Raw genomic sequence first — 17,296 nt, 5'->3', positions numbered from 1 at the left:
CAGCCGGCGCCCACCGGCGGGGCGGCCTGGCACCGAGGGGAGGGCGCGCACCCGGCCCAGGCGGCAGAGGGCGGACGCCTCCCCACCAGCGCCGATGGCGATCATGTGAATGTGCTGGGAGTTTCCTGACGTCGAGCTGGGCGCTTCTTGCACGGGGGCGTTCCGGGTGTTTGAGTGAGGACATCACCCACCGCGGCGCCCGCAGCACGTCTGTGGCGCCGCCCGGAAAGGAGTCATCATGGCAGCCAAGGACACCCCTGCGACGTACACCGTTCCCGGACTCGACCTCGAGGACGGCCACCGTGTCGGCGAGATCCTCCAGCTGCGCCTGCACGCACTGAACGACCTGCAGCTGACCCTGAAGCACGCCCACTGGAACGTGGTCGGCCAGAACTTCATCGGCGTGCACGAGATGCTCGATCCCCAGATCGAGGAGGTCCGCGCCGCCGTGGACGTGCTGGCCGAGCGCATGGCGACCCTGGGCGTCTCCCCCACGGGCACCCCGGGCGCCCTGGTGAAGGAGCGGACCTGGGACGACTACGACCTGGGCCGCGCGGACACCATCGAGCACATCGCCGCCCTGGACCAGGTGTACGACGGCGTCATCGCCGATCACCGCAACGCCATCGAGGAGGCCGGCAAGCTGGACCCGGTCACCGAGGACATCCTCATCGGCCAGACCGGCGGCCTCGAGCAGTTCCAGTGGTTCCTGCGCTCGTTCCTGACCAACGCCGCGGGCGAGCTGAGCACCGCCGGAGAGCACACGGAGAAGGGCGCGGCCCGGAAGGGCGCCGCCAAGAAGTCCTGATCCTCCCCGCAGGATCGGCCGGCCGGACCACCGGCACGGCGCAGGGCCCCGGCATCGTGACGATGCCGGGGCCCTGCGCCGTGGTGGAAGGGATCCGGGGATCAGCCGGCCACGTGCCGGCCCCCGCCGCCACCCGCGGCCCGGGAGAGCCTCGAGGGCCACCAGACCTTCGGACCGATGTCGTAGGTCAGGGCCGGCACCAGCAGCGAGCGCACCAGGAAGGTGTCCAGCAGCACGCCGAACGCCACGATGAAGGCCAGCTGCACCATGAACATCAGCGGGATGACCACCAGCGCCGCGAACGTGGCCGCCAGGACGATGCCCGCCGAGGTGATGACCCCGCCCGTGACGGTCAGTGCCTTGAGCACGCCGGGCCGGGTGCCCTGGATCACCGCCTCCTCCCGCGCACGGGTCATCAGGAAGATGGTGTAGTCCACGCCCAGGGCGACCAGGAACACGAATCCGTACAGCGGCACGGAGGGGTCTGCGCCCGGGAAGCCGAGCACCTCGTTGAACACCAGCGCGGAGACGCCGATGGCGGTGCCGAAGCTCAGCACGGTGGCCAGGACCAGCAGCACCGGGGCCACGATCGAGCGCAGCAGGATCATCAGGATGACGAGCACCACGAGCAGCACCAGCGGGATGATCGTGCGCAGGTCCTGCTGGGCCGTGGTGTTGGAATCCAGGGCGGTGGCGGAGGTGCCGCCGACCAGGATCTCGGAGTCGATCGCGTGGAGCGTCTCGCGCAGCTCGATGATCGTCTGCTCGGCCTCCTTCGAGTCGGCCGGGTCCTGCAGGGTCGCCTGGAGGTACACGCGGCCGTCGACCTCCTGCGGCTGGAGCGTGGGCACCTCCGCCGGAATGCCCGACTGCGGCCCGGCGGCCTCCGGGGCCCCGTCACCGGCCCCTCCGGTCACCCCGGCGGGGGGTCCGGAGGGGGGCCCGGCGGCACCCTCGGGTGCCTGGCCCTGCCCCCGGCCGGCGGCCGCGGCCTGTTCCTGGAGCTCGGCCAGCGCCTCCGGGTCCGGGGTCCCGGCCGGCGCGCCGCCCTCGGCGGTCAGGTAGGCCGAGCCGACACCGTCGGCGCCCTCCACGGCCGCGAGCACCTCGTCGGCCCGGTCGGCGGGGGCGATGACGGTCGCCGGCGAGCCGGTGCCGGCGTCGAAGTGCTCCTCCAGGACGACCTGCCCGGCCTTGGCGTCGGACTCCCCCAGGATCACGTCGGTCTGGGCCACGCCGCTGGCCTGCAGCTGGGTGGCGCCGACGGCTCCGAGGGCCAGCACTGCGGCGGTGACCATCCACACGGCGCGCGGCCTGCGCGCCACCAGTGCGCCGATCCGGGTCCACACGCCGTGGTTCTCCTCGAGTCCGGCGATGGGCCGGCCGGTGGCGTCCTCCGGCTGGGTGAAGGCCTTCCTCGTCGTGAGGGGGACGCCCGCGCGCGGGATCGACGGCCAGAAGGCGGCCCGTCCCGTCAGGTACAGGATCGCGGGCAGGAAGGTCAGCGTGGCGGCCCAGGCCAGGACGATGCCGGAGGCCGCGATGGGCCCCAGTGAGCTGTTGGAGTTCAGGTCCGAGACCAGCAGGCAGAGCAGGGCGATGGCCACCGTGGCCGCCGAGGCGGTGATGGCCCCGAACGAGCCCTTCCAGGCGGCCCTGAGGGCGTCGAAGGCCTGCGGCCGCACGCGCAGCTCCTCGCGGTAGCGGGCCACCATCAGCAGGGAGTAGTCCGTGGCCGCGCCGATCACGAGGATGGACAGGATGCCCTGGGACTGGCCGTTCAGGCTGATCCAGTCGGCCCTGGCCATCCAGTAGATCGCCAGGATGGCCACGCTGAGGGCGGCCACCGAGTTCAGCAGGACCAGGATCGGCAGCAGCACGGAGCGGTACACCAGCACGAGGATGACGAACACGACGCCCAGCGCCACGGCCAGCAGCAGGCCGTCGATGCCGGCGAAGGCGCCCGCCAGGTCCGTGGCCAGGCCGGCGGGGCCGGCCACGTGCAGCTCGACCCCGGACAGGGCGCCGTCCCCGGCGGCCTCCAGGTCGCCGGAGGCGTCCTGGACGAGCCCGCGCAGCTCCTCGACCACCACGTCCGGCTCGGCGGCGGCGGTGTCGATGATCGCGATGTACTGCACCGCCTCGCGGTCCTCGGAGACGTTGGGCCCCACGACCTGGTCCACTCCCTCGGCCGCACCGAGGTCCTCACCGAGGGTGGCCAGCGCGTCCAGCTCACCCCGGGCGTCCTCCGGGATGGCCTGGCCGTCCGGCAGCCCGGCCACGATGAGGGCCGGGATCTGGTCCGTCCCGCTGAACTCACCCACCCATTCCCCGGCGCGGGTGGACTCGGCGGACGCGGGCAGGAACGTGGACTGGTCGTTCGAGGACACCTCCGAGAGCTTGCCGAAGGTGGGGCCGCCGATACCCGTCCCGGCCAGCCAGGCCAGGACGAGGACGATGGCCACGCCCACGCGCAGGCCGATGGACTTCACGGACGAGGACCCGCGCGGGGAGCCGGGCGAGGACTGGGACGAGGATCCGGTGGCGCTCGGGGCCCGTTCAGGGGTGAGTGTTGGCTGCATGGGCCCAGCGTAGCGTACATATCTTGATCTTCAAGATACTTTCTAGGCTAGGAAGGTAGGGTGGTGCAGGCGACCGGGACGTAGAATGGACGGCCCGCCATCCACCGCCGCACGAAGGAGAAGCGCATGCCGGATGCCCCCCAGGCCCCCCATGACTCCGAGCAGATGCGTCTCCTCATCCACGCCCTGCGGCGCTACGCCGAGGCCTCGGACCGCATGGTCGAGGCCGCCGGGAACCAGCACGGGATGTACCGGACGGACCTGCGCGCCCTGACCCTGCTGATGCAGCGGCAGGCAGAGGGGCTGCAGACCACCCCCAAGGACCTGGGCCAGCTGCTCAACCTCACCTCCGCCTCCACCACGGCACTCGTGGACCGCCTCGTGGCCAACGGGCATGCCGAGCGCAGCCGCTCCACCACGGACCGGCGCAGCGTGTTCGTCCAGCACACGCCCTCCGCACAGGCCGAGGGCCGGGCCATCTTCTCCCCCATGAGCCGGCTCATGATGGAGCACCTGGCCCAGTTCACGCCGCAGCAGATGGACACGGCCGCGCAGGTCGTCGCGGCCGCGACCGCCGCACTGGAGGAGCTGGACGCCACCGGGCCCCTCACCGACGGGCCGTGACCCCACCTCGGTAGACTGTTCCGGGTGCTCGCGGCACCGACGCACCGCACCCACACCGCAAGCCCGCACCACACCCGGTACCACCGCCCTCGACCCTCCGGAGACCACCGTGGCCCGTCGTCCCCTGCTGCTGGCCGTGGACGGCCGATCCGGTGCGGGCAAGACCTCCCTGGCGCTGGAGCTCGCGGCCCTGCTGCGCCCCCACCTGGACGTCGAGGTCTTCCACCTGGACTCCATCTACCCCGGCTGGGACGGGCTCGCCGCCGCCCGGGAGACCTACGCCGCCGAGGTCGTCACCCCCCTGTCCGCCGGCCGCGCCGCCCACTGGAGCTGGTGGGACTGGGAGGGTGGCCGGCCGGGCCGGGCGGGCAGCACGCGGCCGGCCGACGTCGTGATCCTGGAGGGCGTGGGCGCCGGGACCGGTGCCGCCCGCGCCGCACTGGACGCCCTGGTATGGGTCGAGCTGCCGGCCGCCGACCGCAAGGACCGGGCCCTGGGCCGTGACGGGAGGACGTTCGCCCCGCACTGGGACCGGTGGGCCGCCCAGGAGGACGCCTACCTGGCCCTCGAGGACCCCGCGTCCCAGGCGGGGATCACCGTGGACAGCACCACCGGGACGGCCGGCGCCGCACCGCTGCTGGTCCAGGCCCTGCGCACCCTGCCGGGCTGGGAGACCCCCCTGGCGCTGGTGCCCGCCCCGGCCCGGCCGCCCCTGCACCACCGCACGGTGGCCGGCGCCGGTGACCCGCAGTCCCTGTTCGAGGCCGCCGGGGGCCCGGCGGCACCGGTGGCGATGCTGCTGGAGAGCTCGGACCACGCCACCACGCCCTCCCCCGGCCGCAGCCGGCACGCCATCCTCGGCCTGGCGACCGGTGACGACCCGGTCGCCGAGCACGCCGACGGGGTCACGGTGGTGCGCCAGGGCCCGGTCACCGTCCGGCAGGAGGGCCCGTGGTTCCGCTGGCTGGCCGGGGTCTGGCCGGCCGGGGCACCTGCCGCTGAACCGACCGCCGCACCGACCCCGGCGCCCGCTCCGGAGGCGCCCTTCCGGTCCGGCTGGATGGGCTGGCTCGGGTACGGCCTCAAGCGCGAGGCCGGCTCCCCGGACGGGGCCGCCACCCAGCGCGGATCGGGCGAGGGACCGGCGGACGCGCTGCTGTTCCGCCCCTCGCGGGTGGCCACGGTGGACCACCGGGCCGGCACCACCACGCTGTGGTGGCCCGCGGACGACGACACCGGCGCGGCCTGGGCGGACCGGGTCGCCGCGGCGGTGGGCACCGGGGGCACGGGTGGCGAGGGCATGCGGACCGAGGGTGCGGGAGCCGGGACCTCGGATGCCCCGGGTCTGGGGACCGCGGGAGCCGTGGGCCCCGGGGTCGTGGCAGCGAGCGCCGGGGCGGTCCCGGTGTTCACCCTCCGCGACTGCCGCGCGGGCTACCTGGAGAAGGTCCGCGCCGCCCAGCACGAGATCCACGAGGGCAACACCTACGAGGTCTGCCTGACGACCATGCTGGAGGCGCTCCCCGAGACGTCCGTCCGGGGCCGGCCCGGCACCGCGCCCTTCGACGGCTGGCTGACCTACCGCCGGCTGGTGGCGGCCAACCGGGCGCCGTTCACGCTGTACCTGCGGGCGACGGCCCCGGCGACGAACCCGGTGGTGGACCCGGCGGCGACATCCGGACCCGGCCGGCCGGCCGTCGTCGAACTGCTCTCGACCAGTCCCGAGCGGTTCCTGGCCATCTCCGCCGCCGGCCGCATGGTGACCGAACCGATCAAGGGCACCCGCCCGCGCGGTCAGACCCCGGAGCAGGACGCGGCGCTGGCCGGGGAACTGGCGTCCTCGGTCAAGGACCGGGCGGAGAACATCATGATCACGGACCTGGCCCGCAACGACCTGTCCCGGGTGGCCGTGCCCGGCACGCTGGCCACCGAGCGGGTGTGCGCGATCGAGTCCTACCCCACCGTCCACCAGATGGTGTCCACGGTGACCGCGCAGCTCGAACCCGGCGTCGCCCGGGCGGAGGCGGTGGCGGCGGCCTTCCCCCGGGGTCGATGACCGGTGCCCCGAAGATCTCCACCATGGAGATCCTGGAACGGCTGGAGTCCGGGCCGCGCGGGGTCTACTCGGGCGTGGCCGGGTACCTGTCCGACGACGGCGCGGCCGACCTCAGCGTGCTGATCCGCACCCTGGTCGCCACCGGCCCGGCGGGGCCCGGGAGCGGCGGGACCCGGCTGTCCCTCGGCGTCGGCGGGGCCATCACCGCGGACTCGGTCCCGGAGGAGGAGTGGGACGAGGTGCGCACCAAGGCCCACGGCGTCCTCCGGGTGCTCGGGGCGGTGTTCCCCGACGACGCCGCCGAGGCACCGCGGTACTGACAGGACGGCTGCGTGCGGGACTACGGTGAGGACCATGACCGATCCCGCCCGAACACCCCGGACCACCCCTGACGCGACCGCCCGGGCCGGCGGCACGCCGCGCCACCTCGAGGTGGACGTGTTGGTCATCGGCTGGGGCAAGGGGGGCAAGACCTTCGCCGCGGCGGCCGCCGGGACCGGCAGGACCGTGGCCCTCGTGGAACAGTCTGCGGCCATGTACGGGGGCGCCTGCATCAACATCGCCTGCGTGCCCACCAAGGCCCTGATCCACTCGGCCTCCACCCGCCGCGACCAGGACGACGTGCAGCAGTTCTTCGAGGCCGCCGTCAGGCGCCGGGACGCGCTGACCGGCAGGCTCAACGACACCAGCTTCCACCTGCTCTTCGACCGGGACACCGTGACGGTGGTGGACGGCCGGGCCCGCTTCGTCGGGGAGCGCCAGGTCGAGGTGACGCCCTCTGCCGGCGGGTCCGGGCGGGCCGAGCGGATGCGCATCACCGGACGCACCGTCGTGGTGAACACCGGTTCCGTCCCGGTGGTCCCGGACCTGCCGGGCGCCGACGGGCCCCGCGTGCACGACTCGGCCTCCCTGCAGCACGTGACGCCCTTCCCGCGGCGGCTGGCCATCGTCGGCGGTGGGCCGGTGGGGCTGGAGTTCGCCTCGATGTTCTCCGGCTTCGGTGCCGAGGTGACCGTGCTGGGCCGCGGCCGGCGGATCCTGCCGCACGAGGACGAGGACGTCGCGGACGCCGTCGCCGAGGTGCTCATCGGTGAGGGCATCACCGTGCGCACCGGCGCCTCCGTCACGGGACTGCAGGACGGGCCCGACGGCGTGGCGGTCCAGCTCGAGGAGGGCACCGGGCCCACGGTGGACGCGGTGCTGTTCGCCACCGGACGACGCCCGGCCACCGCGGGGCTCGGGCTGGACGCCGCGGGGATCGAGGTGGACGACCGGGGCGCGATCGTGGTGGACGACCAGTTGCGCACCTCCGCCGACCGGGTCTTCGCGATGGGAGACGTGCACGGAGGGCGGCAGCAGACCTACCTGTCCCTGGACGACCACCGGGTGGTGCTCAGCGCACTGGACGGGGACGGTTCACGCCGGGTCGGCGACCGGGTGGGGGTGCCGGCCACCCTCTTCCTCACGCCGCCGTTCTCCTCCGTGGGCCTGACCGAGGGCGCCGCCCGGGAGGCGGGCCGGGACGTGCGGGTGGCCTTCGCGAAGGTGGCCGGGATCAAGGCGATGCCGCGGCCGAAGGCTGTCGACGACCCGCGCGGGGTCATCAAGGTGGTGGTGGACGCGCACACCGACCAGGTGCTCGGTGCCCGGTTGTTCCACGTGGACTCCCAGGAGGTCGTCAACCTCGTGGCCCTGGCGATGCGGGCGCAGGTCACCGCCTCCGCGCTGCGGGACGGCATCTGGACCCACCCCTCCTCGACGGAGGCGCTCAACGAGGTGCTCGGCCAGCTGGCCTGACCCGGCCCGGGAGCGTCACCGGCTCACTGCAGGGCCGAGGTGAGGCGGAAGACGTTGTCCACCCAGCGCTCGGCCCGCGGACGGGCGTCCCACTCCTCCTTGGTCAGCTCCTCGGAGACCTCCCGGTACTGCTCGATCACCTCGGTGAGGGCCTCGACCATCTCCGCACCCACCGTGAGCACGGAGACCTCCATGTTCAGCGAGAACGAGCGCATGTCCATGTTGGAGGAGCCGAAGACGGCCACGTCGTCGTCCACGGTGAACAGCTTGGCGTGCAGGACGTTCGGGTCCGGGTAGCGCCAGATGCGGATGCCGGCGGCCAGGAGGGCGTCGTAGTAGGACTGCTGGGCGTGGTGGACCATGAACTGGTCGGCCTTGCGGCACACGAACAGTTCCACGTGGACGCCCTTCTGGGCGGCGGTGGTCAGGGCGTAGAGCATCGAGTCGTCCGGCACCAGGTACGGCGAGACCACCACGAGCCGGCGCTTGGCGGCGTAGAAGAGGTGGTTGAACAGGCGCAGGTTGTTCTCGTTGGAGAACCCGGGACCGGAGGGCACCACCTGGGCGATCGAACCGTTCTGTTCGTTCAGCTCCTCCTCGGTGGGGTCCCGCAGCTGGCCCTCGAGGGTGTCACCCGTCTCCGAGTACCAGTCGGTGGCGAAGACCAGGTCCAGTGAGGCCACGGTGGGACCGGTGATCCGGGCCATCAGGTCCACCCACTGCCGGTTCATGCGGTGGGCCGAGCGCCGCTTGTACCCGGGCTCGATGAGGTTCTGCGACCCGGTGTAGCCGATCAGCCCGTCCACCACGAGGATCTTGCGGTGGTTGCGCAGGTCGGGGCGCTGGTACTTGCCGCGCAGCGGCATCACGGGCATGGCCGGGTGGTACTCCAGCCCGGCCGCGTCCAGCCGGCGGACCAGCTTCCGGTATCCCGGCACGCGCAGCGAGGCGATGTGGTCGAACAGGATCCGCACCCGCACCCCGCGGGCCCTCGCCCGTTCCAGGGCGTCCAGCACCTCGTTGGTGTAGCCCTCGCGGCCCTCGGGGTCCAGCGCCGCGATGTAGAAGACCAGGTTGACGTAGTCCGTCGCGCGGTCGATGTCCTGGGCCATCCGCTGCATCGAGGCGCGGTAGTCGGTGATGAACTCGAAGTGGTTGCCGTCGAGCATGGGGAAACTGGTCAGGTTCCGCGTCAGCTGCGCGGCCGAGGCCACGTACAGGGGCGCGTGTCCGGCCTCGTTGGGCAGGGTCAGGTGCGAGGTGGCACGGCCCAGGGCCTCGTTGACCGAGCGTTGCCGGGACCGGCGCTGGCCACCGAGCCGGAAGGAGCCCAGTAGCAGGAACAGCACGAGGCCGGGCAGCGGCAGGAAGAAGATGACCAGCAGCCAGGCCATCGCCACGGCGGGCCGGCGGCCGCCCGGCACGATGCCGAGCAGCAGCACGCGGATACCGACGTCGATGATCCAGGACAGGATCGTCAGCCATTGGGGATAGTTGCCGAACTCGGCGAGCGGCCAGAGCATCCCCTCAGCCTACGGTGCGGCCGGGGCCACCAGGTCCAGCAACCGCCCGATCCGCTCCTCGTCCAGCGGTCGGCCGAACATCACGTGCAGCAGCAGGGTCGCGCCCACGGTCTCGGCCAGGAACGACGGCGGCGCCGGCAGGGAGCGCGGGTGGGTGCGGTCGTGCGCGTGGAACCGGGCGTCGAGGCCGGTCATGATCGGCTGGATGAGGGCCTCGTCGATCGCCTCGGCCGTCTCTCCCGCCGCGGCCAGGGCGGACATGATGGCCTGGACCAGCCGGGAGGTGTCCCCCTCCTCGACCCGGTCACGGATCTCCAGCAGCCACGCCCGCAGGTCCGCCCGCAGGTCCCCGGTGTCCACCGGCCCGCCGATCGGCACGTCCAGGTACTTCTCGGCGATGGCCTCCACGACCACCTCGGCCTTGGATCCCCACCAGCGGTAGACCGTCTGCTTGCCGACGCCCGCTGCCGCGGCGATGCCCTCGACGGTGAGGTGCTCGAATCCGCCGGCCAGCATGAGGTCGGCGGCCGCGGTCAGGACGGCGACGCGGGCCCTCTCACTGCGCGGACGCCCCCGCTGTTCTGTGGAAGCAGGCTCTGATGCTGCGTTCACCGATGACCTCCTGTGCCGGCCGGTCCCCCGCCCCTGGTGTCCCGCACCCTCTCGGGCGCCGGGGGGCCGGCGGGGACCCTGTTTCAATACGAGACGGTCCGTCTACTATAGTGGTCGCCGGACCCGCCGGCGGACTCTGCCCATGATGCGCCGCCCCGGTCTCCGCTGCAGCCTTTCCCTCCCGAAGGAGCGCCCCTCATGGCCGAACTGCTCTACCGCCTCGGTTTCGCCTCGTCCCGCCGGCCCTGGGTCGCCATCGTCGCCTGGCTGGCGGCGCTGGCCCTGTCCGTGGGCGGGTTCCTGGCCTTCGGCGGCACCCTCACCACGTCCATCACGATCCCCGGCACCCCGACGTCCCAGGTCACGGACCGGCTGCAGGAGGAGTTCCCCGAGGCGGCCAACGGCACCGGCTCGGTGGTGTTCCGCACCACCGACGGCACGGAGCTCACCGAGGACCAGCGCCAGGGCATCGGCGAGGTGCTCTCCGAGGTCGAGGGCCTCGAGGGCGTGGATTCCGTGGTGGACCCCTTCGCCACCGAGGCCGAGCTGTCCGACCAGCGGGCCCGGATCGCGGACGGTCGCGCCCAGCTGGCCGAGGGGCAGGAGCAGGTCGAGTCCGGGCGGGAACAGGTCGCCCGGGCCGAGGAGCAGCTGGACGCCTCCGAGCGGCAGCTGGACGCGGGACAGGCCGAACTCGACGCCGGCCGGGCTCAGGCGGAGGCGGCCGGCGCCCCGCCGGCGGTGATCGCCCAGCTGGACGCGCAGCAGGCCCAGCTGGACGCCGGCCGCGCCCAGCTCGAGGACGGTCGCGCCCAGCTCGAGCAGCAGCGGACGCAGCTGGAGGAGGGCGCCGCGGAGGCCGAGGCCGGCAGTGCCGACCTCGACCGCGGGGAGAACCTGCTGGCCCTGGCCGGGGACTACCGCACCGTCTCCGAGGACGGGAGCACCGCCGTCGGGAACGTGGTGTTCGACCGGCCCACCCTGGACGTCACCGAGGACATCCAGGGCGCCGTGGTCTCCGCCCTGGAGGACGCGGACATCGAGGGGGTCGAGGTGCTGCCGACCACCTCGCTGTCCCAGACCATCCCCAACATCGTGGGCCCGGCCGAGGTCATCGGCCTGGTCGTGGCGGCCATCGTGCTGGTCATCATGCTCGGCACCCTCATCGGCGCGGGCCTGCCGATCCTCACCGCGCTGATCGGCGTGGGCATCGGGGCCGCCGGGTCCCTGGCGTTCTCCGGCATGATCGAGATGCTCTCGGTCACCCCCGTGCTGGGCCTCATGCTCGGCCTGGCCGTGGGCATCGACTACGCGCTGTTCATCGTCAACCGGCACCGCCGCCAGCTCAAGGACGGCGCCCCGCTGCACGAGTCGATCGGCCTGGCCAACGGCACCTCCGGCAACGCCGTGGTGTTCGCGGGCCTGACCGTGATCATCGCACTGGCCGCGCTGAACGTCACCGGCATCCCGTTCCTGGGCCTGATGGGCACCGTGGGTGCCTTCTGCGTGCTGATCGCCGTGCTCATCGCCGTCTCCCTCACCCCCGCGCTGCTCGGACTGATCGGCCAGCGCGCGCTGAGCCGCACGGAACGCGGGCGGCTGCAGCGGGAGCAGGAGGTCCGCGCGGTGGAGGCGGGACTGAACCGCCAAGAGGAGCGGGGCCGCGAGTCGGCCTCCGCCGGTCACCTCGAGGCCCGCCGGTCCCACGGTGCCGGCCCGCGGCGCGCGGCCATGCCCACCGGCCGGGCCGTGCTGATCTCCCTGGGTTCCGTGCTCGCCCTGGCGATCGTGGCCATCCCGTTCTTCTCCATGCGCCTGGGCCTGCCGGACGGCGGCGCCGAACCGCCGGAGTCGGCCGCGTACCAGTCCTACACGGCCCTCGGTGAGGCCTTCGGGGAGGGGTACAACGGCCCGCTCGTGGTCACCGCCGACCTGCCCGCCGGCCTGGACGAGGGCGAGGTCATCGACCAGCAGGTCGCCGTCGGCGAGCAGCTGGCCTCCCTGGACCACGTGGAGGTGGTGGTCCCGGCCGCTGTCAACGAGGACTCCACCATGATGATGTTCCAGGTCATCCCGGCCGAGGGCCCCAACGCGGTCTCGACCGAGGAACTGGTGCACGGCCTCCGGTCCACCACGCCGGCCGGAGAGGCCTCCGGCCTGGCCGTGGCCGGCATGACCAGTGGGTTCATCGACGTCGCGGACAAGCTCTCCGGCGCGCTGCCGCTCTACCTGGGCGTCGTCGTCGGGCTGTCCCTGCTCCTCATGATCCTGGTGTTCCGCTCGCTGGTGGTCCCGCTGATCGCGACCGGCGGGTTCATCCTGTCCGTCTTCGCGGCCATGGGCGGCGTGGTGGCCATCTACCAGTGGGGCTGGCTCTCCGCGGTGTTCGGGGTGCACAGCCCGGGACCGATCCTGGCCTTCCTGCCGACCATCATGGTGGGCGTGCTGTTCGGCCTGGCCATGGACTACCAGCTGTTCATCTCCTCCGGCATGCGCGAGTCCTACGCCCACGGGGCCCCGTCCCGGGTGGCCGTGATGGACGGCCTGCACGCGGGCCGGGCCGTGGTCGCCGCCGCGGCGATCATCATGATCTCCGTGTTCGGCGGGTTCGTCTTCGCCGAGTCCGCCATGATCCGGCCCATCGGCTTCGGCCTGGCCTTCGGGGTGCTGCTGGACGCCTTCCTGGTGCGGCTGCTGCTGATGCCCGCCCTGATGCACCTGGTCGGTGACGCCGCCTGGTGGCTGCCGCGGTGGCTGGACAGGATCCTGCCGAACGTGGACGTGGAGGGCGCCGCCCTGGAACGCGACCACCCCTCCGCGCAGCCCGTCCGGCCGGCGGATGACGCGGCCGGGCAGGACGCCCCGGGTGACGGCGCCGGTGAGGCCGCCCCCGAACCGGAACCGGCCCGGGTCTGACGGGACCGCGCGGTCCGCTGCTCGCCCGGCCGAGGCCCCGGGGGGTGTGCACCGGTGTTGGCGCGCACCCGCCGGTGTGCTCGGAACGCGGGGACGGATGCGTAGTCTGGGGTCCATGACGCACCACTCCGCATCGTTCATCCCGGAGCCCGGCGGCTCCGTGGTCGTGTTCCTCGACCCGTCCGCGGACGGGGTAGGCGCCCGGGTCGCCGACCCGCGGCAGCCTGCCGTGCTGGTCACGGACCAGGGCCTGACCCGCGGGGACGGGATCTTCGAGACGATGACCGCCCTCGCCGGGGACACCGGGCACCGGATCCGCAAGGAGGACTCCCACCTGGAGCGGCTGATCTCCTCGGCCGCCTCCCTCGACCTGCCGGTCCCGGACGCCCAGGCCTGGCGCCAGGCGGCGGTCACCGGGCTGACGGCCTACGCGGCCGGGAACCCGGGCAGGGACGCCGTGGTCAAGCTCGTGGCCACGCGGGGCCCCGAGGGCGCCCCCGGCGGCGGGCACTACGTGCGGGGCACCGCGGACACCGGTTCCGACGGCGAGCTGAAGGACATGACCGCGGGGACCGCCCCGGACGCACCCGCACTGACCGGTACGTACTGGGTGCTGGTCTCCCCCGTCTCCCCCGGGCTCGCGTCCGGGCGCGAGCGCGGCCTGTCCGTCCTGCTGCTGGACCGCGGCTTCGACTCCTCCGTCTCCGAGCGCGCCCCGTGGCTGCTGATGGGGGCGAAGACCCTCAGCTACGCCGTGAACATGGCGGCCATGCGGTTCGCCGCGGCCCAGGGGGCCGACGACGTCATCTTCGTCTCCTCCGACGGCAAGGTGCTCGAGGGCCCCACCTCGACCGTGCTGCTGGCCCGCCGGATCCCGGCCGCCGACGGCCCTGACGCCGTGGAGCTGGTCACGCCGCTGCGCAGCTCCGGGATCCTGCCGGGCACCAGTCAGGGCACCATCTTCGCCGCCGCCCAGGCGGCCGGCTGGGACCTCGGCTACGGTCCGCTGGAACCGTCGGACCTGTTCGACGCGGACGGCGTGTGGCTCGTGTCCTCGGTGCGCGGAGTGGCCCCGGTGACCTCCCTGGACGGGGTCACGCTGGACGTGGACCGGGACCTGACCGACCGGCTCGCGGCCTTCCTGGACGAGGACCGGTCCCCCGGGCGGCACGGCCCGCTGCACTGAGTCCCGCCCCGGCAGGTTCAGGCCCGGGGCAGGTTCAGGCCCAGACGAGGTTCCATGCCCCCGTCCGCAGGGCCAGGCCGGCGGCCAGGGCGGCCAGGGCGCACCCACCGAGGACGAGCCGGACGTCCCCCGCGGTGAAGACCGAGGTCCGGGCCCACGTCCGGGCGCCGGCCCCGAAGCCGCGGGCCTCCATGGTGACGGCCAGGCGGCTGGCACGGCGGATGGCCTGCACGAACAGCCCGAACACCTGTCCCAGCCACGATGTCGTGCGGCGGACCGGGCCCCCGCCGGCGCCCACGCCCCGCGCACGCCGGGCGTGGCCCAGCACGCGCCACTCCTCGGTCAGCACGGCGAGCAGCCGGAAGGCGGCCAGCGCGCCGAGCACGAACCTCGCGGGCAGGCGCAGCCGCTGGGCCAGAGCGTCGGCCAGGTCGGTGGGATCCGTGGTCGCGAAGACGATCACGCCCGGCAGGGCGACCGCCAGGATGCGCAGGCCCGTCGCGGCTCCGGCCAGCGCCGACCCCACCGAGACGGACACCGGTCCGGCCTCCAGCAGCATCCGCCCCGTGTCCTGGCCGACCAGCGCGGTGCCCCACGCCGAGGCCAGGGCCGCGACCACGAGCAGCCAGGCCCTGCGCAGGAACTGCCCGGCACTGATGCCCGAGAGCGGCAGCAGGACCACCGCCACCAACAGCACCAGGCCCGAGGACACCCAGTCCATGGACGCCACCAGCACGGCGGTGACCGGCAAGAGGGCGGCCAGTTTCGCCAGCGGGTGGGCCCGCTCCATCGGGGAGCCGGCCACGGGGCGGGAGGGGGCCGGGGCGGTCAGGACGGCGCTCATGCCAGCTCCACCACCCGGGCGTCGAGGGCCGCGGCGAAGTCCTGGTCATGGGTCACCGCCACGACGGAGCTGCCCTCGGTGACGAGCCGGCGCAGCATCCCGGTCAGCACCGCCCAGGTGTTGGCGTCCTGCCCGAAGGTCGGCTCGTCGAGGAACACCACGTCCGGCCCGGTGGCCAGCACGGTGGCCACGGACAACCGGCGCTTCTCCCCACCGGAGAGCGTGAAGGGGTTGACCTCGGCCAGTCCGGTCAGCCCCGTGGCCTCGAGCAACTCGTCGGCGCGGGCCCGGGCCTGTGCGTCAGACCACCGCCGCGTGCCCGTCCGGTGGTCCCGGGCGTGACGCGGCCCGAAGGCCAATTCCTCGCGCACCGTGGCCGCGACGAACTGGTGTTCGGGCTCCTGGAACACCGTCCCGACCCGGCTCACCAGGTCCCGGGCGGGCCAGCGGTGGGGGTCGTCCGGCAACCGGACCCCGGGTCCCTTCAGGGCGGCGGTGGCGGTCAGCGTCCCGGCGTGGGCCGGGATGAGCCCGGCCAGGGTCAGCAGCAGCGTGGACTTGCCCACCCCGTTCGGCCCGGTCACGACGACGGCCTCCCCGGCCTCCACGGTCACGTCCAGTCCGTGTTGCACCGGGGCCGGCGGTGGCCCGAGGCGGCGGCGCCAGCCGGGCCTCACCGCCTGCCGGGACACCGCCAGGTCCCGGGCGGACAACAGCACGGTCCCCGCAGGGTCCCGGTGACCGGCCGGGCCCCGGTGACCAGCGGGGTCCCGTCGCGGGCTCCGTGCCGGACCGGAGGGTTCCACTGCCGGCCGCGGGCCTCCGGGGGCGGGGGTGACGGGTTCGGGCACCACCCCGGGCACCCACACCCCGGCCGCGGCCAGGTCCTCCCGGACGGGGTCCGGGGCGAGCAGCGCGGCGGGGGTGCCGTCGTGGCTGATGCCCCCGCCCGGTTCCAGGACGAGCAACCGGTCCACGTGCCGGGCCCACGTCCCGAGCCGGTGCTCCACGACCACGAGCGTGGCACCGATGGCCTCGACCACCGCCAGGACGGCGTCGCGGACCTCCAGCACGCCGACGGGGTCGAGGTTGGCGGTCGGTTCGTCGAGCAGGACCAGCGGCGGGCGCATGGCCAGGACCCCGGCCAGGGCCATCCGCTGCTTCTGCCCGCCGGACAGTCGCGACGTGTCCCGCCACAGGTCGATGCCCTCGTCCTCCCCCAGCCCGACCGCGGCCAGGGCGTGGCGGACCCGGTCCCAGATCTCGTCCGGCGGGACACGGAGGTTCTCCGCGCCGAAGGCCACGTCGTCCCCCACGCGCGAGAGGATCACCTGTGTCTCGGGATCCTGCTGCACCAGTCCGGCGTGTCCGCGCAGCTCGCGGGTGGGCACGCCGTCCAGCAGCAGCCGGCCGGTCTCCTCCGAGTCGTCCGCCGGATCCAGCACGCCGGCCAGTCCGTGCAGCAGGGTGGACTTCCCGGCCCCGGAGGGCCCGGCGAGCAGGACCCGCTGCCCCGGGGGGATGGTCAGGTCCAGGCCGGCGACGGCGGCCCGGTCGCGTCCGGCGTGCCGCCAGCCCCAGCCCTGCGCGGTGACGGTGGCCGCGGTCACCCCCGGCCCGCCCGTTCCCGGTGGGCGCCGCGGGACGGGAGGGCGGCCAGCGCGCCCGTGGCCGCCAGGGCGCGGGTGGCCAGCCAGCTCAGCAGGCCGGCGATGACGACCCCGGAGATGCCGGTGAACCCCACGTAGAGCCACTTCCAGGCCAGCGTGTACTCGGGGAACCAGGCGAACAGGAAGGCCTCGTTGAGGCCGCAGGCCACTCCCGCGGCGGCCCCGGCCACCAGGGCCATGGGAAGGGTGAAGCGACGGTAGAGGAACAGCAGGAAGACCAGCTCGGCCCCGATGCCCTGGACGAGTCCGGAGGCCAGCACGGTCAGGCCGAACTGGGACCCCAGCAACGCGGAGACGGCGGCGGCCACCAGTTCCGTGAACAGCGCGGCACCCGGCCTGCGGATCAGCAGTGCACCCAGGACCGCCGGGAACAGCCACATGCCGGCCACCAGGCCCGACGACGGCGGGAACGCCAGGAACACCCCGCCCAGTCCCGCATAGGCCAGGTTCCAGGCCCAGAAGACCACGCCGCTGGCCACGGCGACGACGGCGGCCACGACGATGTCCACCACCCGCCAGGTGTGGCGGGAGGAGGTGCGGTGGGCGGAGGTGCGGTGGGCGGGGCCGCGCGGGTCGTGGTGTGGGCGGGAGCGCCCGGGACGGTCCGGTGTACCGACCGGCGGGGTGGCCTGGTGATCACTGCCGCGGGTCTGCGTCGAGACCATGTGATGTCCTCCT

At 73.7% G+C, this 17,296-nt stretch carries 11 protein-coding genes and 1 pseudogene; 6 read left to right on the top strand and 6 right to left on the bottom strand.

Annotated elements, in window-relative coordinates:
• Positions 1-238 precede the first annotated feature (238 nt).
• Positions 239-808, top strand: a complete 570-nt coding sequence (locus CITRI_RS0102660) for a Dps family protein (protein WP_010143035.1) — start codon at positions 239-241, stop codon at positions 806-808.
• A 101-nt stretch (positions 809-909) separates the two neighbouring features.
• Here CITRI_RS0102660 and CITRI_RS16030 read toward each other — a convergent pair whose 3' ends face one another.
• Entirely contained in the window at positions 910-3,390 is a 2,481-nt protein-coding gene (locus CITRI_RS16030; protein WP_083843238.1) for an MMPL family transporter, read from the bottom strand.
• A 126-nt stretch (positions 3,391-3,516) separates the two neighbouring features.
• Between CITRI_RS16030 and CITRI_RS16025 the strand changes: the two genes are divergently transcribed.
• The 3 genes and pseudogenes from CITRI_RS16025 to CITRI_RS0102635 all read left to right on the top strand — a co-directional run bounded on the left by CITRI_RS16025 (position 3,517) and on the right by CITRI_RS0102635 (position 7,867).
• Complete coding sequence (locus CITRI_RS16025) at positions 3,517-4,014, top strand: MarR family winged helix-turn-helix transcriptional regulator (RefSeq protein ID WP_010143033.1); 498 nt, start codon at positions 3,517-3,519, stop codon at positions 4,012-4,014.
• A gap of 793 nt (positions 4,015-4,807) precedes the next feature.
• Positions 4,808-6,390: pseudogene (locus tag CITRI_RS16020) on the top strand (anthranilate synthase component I family protein).
• A 34-nt stretch (positions 6,391-6,424) separates the two neighbouring features.
• Entirely contained in the window at positions 6,425-7,867 is a 1,443-nt protein-coding gene (locus CITRI_RS0102635) for an FAD-dependent oxidoreductase (protein WP_010143030.1), read from the top strand.
• Positions 7,868-7,890: 23 nt separating this feature from the next.
• Here the strand turns inward: CITRI_RS0102635 and cls are convergent, their stop codons facing one another.
• A complete protein-coding gene (cls, locus tag CITRI_RS0102630) occupies positions 7,891-9,390 on the bottom strand; it encodes a cardiolipin synthase (protein ID WP_010143029.1) in 1,500 nt (499 codons plus the stop codon).
• A gap of 9 nt (positions 9,391-9,399) precedes the next feature.
• A complete protein-coding gene (locus CITRI_RS16015; RefSeq protein WP_141565915.1) occupies positions 9,400-10,002 on the bottom strand; it encodes a TetR/AcrR family transcriptional regulator in 603 nt (200 codons plus the stop codon).
• Between the two features lie 198 nt (positions 10,003-10,200).
• On the opposite strand from CITRI_RS16015, the gene CITRI_RS0102620 reads away from it, so the two are divergent.
• Together CITRI_RS0102620 and CITRI_RS0102615 are read left to right on the top strand one after the other, a co-directional pair.
• A complete protein-coding gene (locus CITRI_RS0102620; RefSeq protein ID WP_010143026.1) occupies positions 10,201-12,918 on the top strand; it encodes an MMPL family transporter in 2,718 nt (905 codons plus the stop codon).
• Positions 12,919-13,033: 115 nt separating this feature from the next.
• Complete coding sequence (locus CITRI_RS0102615) at positions 13,034-14,104, top strand: aminotransferase class IV (RefSeq protein WP_010143025.1); 1,071 nt, start codon at positions 13,034-13,036, stop codon at positions 14,102-14,104.
• Between the two features lie 34 nt (positions 14,105-14,138).
• Here CITRI_RS0102615 and CITRI_RS0102610 read toward each other — a convergent pair whose 3' ends face one another.
• From CITRI_RS0102610 to CITRI_RS0102600, 3 genes are read right to left on the bottom strand one after another with little or no spacing between them, the layout of a single operon-like run.
• Positions 14,139-14,948, bottom strand: a complete 810-nt coding sequence (locus CITRI_RS0102610) for an energy-coupling factor transporter transmembrane protein EcfT (protein ID WP_010143023.1) — start codon at positions 14,946-14,948, stop codon at positions 14,139-14,141.
• Positions 14,945-16,558 carry an ABC transporter ATP-binding protein gene (locus CITRI_RS0102605; protein WP_010143022.1) on the bottom strand — a complete coding sequence of 538 codons (1,614 nt, stop codon included), beginning with the start codon at positions 16,556-16,558 and terminating at the stop codon, positions 14,945-14,947. Before CITRI_RS0102605 ends, CITRI_RS0102610 begins: the two co-directional genes overlap by 4 nt.
• Positions 16,555-17,283: an ECF transporter S component gene (locus CITRI_RS0102600; RefSeq protein ID WP_010143021.1), complete on the bottom strand. Its 729-nt coding sequence runs from the start codon at positions 17,281-17,283 to the stop codon at positions 16,555-16,557. The genes CITRI_RS0102605 and CITRI_RS0102600 overlap by 4 nt, the downstream gene beginning before the upstream one ends.
• Positions 17,284-17,296 lie beyond the last annotated feature (13 nt).

It is taken from the genome of Citricoccus sp. CH26A, from assembly GCF_000224415.1.
In the GTDB taxonomy this organism is placed as follows: Bacteria; Actinomycetota; Actinomycetes; order Actinomycetales; family Micrococcaceae; genus Citricoccus.
This window is presented reverse-complemented; position numbering and strand designations above follow the sequence as displayed.

What these genes read in the sequence shown, in the direction of transcription:
- CITRI_RS0102660 (WP_010143035.1), top strand. Translation starts at nt 239, where the DNA reads ATGGCAGCCAAGGACACCCCTGCGACGTACACCGTTCCCGGACTCGAC.
- CITRI_RS16030 (WP_083843238.1), bottom strand. Translation starts at nt 3,390, where the DNA reads ATGCAGCCAACACTCACCCCTGAACGGGCCCCGAGCGCCACCGGATCC.
- CITRI_RS16025 (WP_010143033.1), top strand. Translation starts at nt 3,517, where the DNA reads ATGCCGGATGCCCCCCAGGCCCCCCATGACTCCGAGCAGATGCGTCTC.
- CITRI_RS0102635 (WP_010143030.1), top strand. Translation starts at nt 6,425, where the DNA reads ATGACCGATCCCGCCCGAACACCCCGGACCACCCCTGACGCGACCGCC.
- cls (WP_010143029.1), bottom strand. Translation starts at nt 9,390, where the DNA reads ATGCTCTGGCCGCTCGCCGAGTTCGGCAACTATCCCCAATGGCTGACG.
- CITRI_RS0102620 (WP_010143026.1), top strand. Translation starts at nt 10,201, where the DNA reads ATGGCCGAACTGCTCTACCGCCTCGGTTTCGCCTCGTCCCGCCGGCCC.
- CITRI_RS0102615 (WP_010143025.1), top strand. Translation starts at nt 13,034, where the DNA reads ATGACGCACCACTCCGCATCGTTCATCCCGGAGCCCGGCGGCTCCGTG.
- CITRI_RS0102610 (WP_010143023.1), bottom strand. Translation starts at nt 14,948, where the DNA reads ATGAGCGCCGTCCTGACCGCCCCGGCCCCCTCCCGCCCCGTGGCCGGC.
- CITRI_RS0102600 (WP_010143021.1), bottom strand. Translation starts at nt 17,283, where the DNA reads ATGGTCTCGACGCAGACCCGCGGCAGTGATCACCAGGCCACCCCGCCG.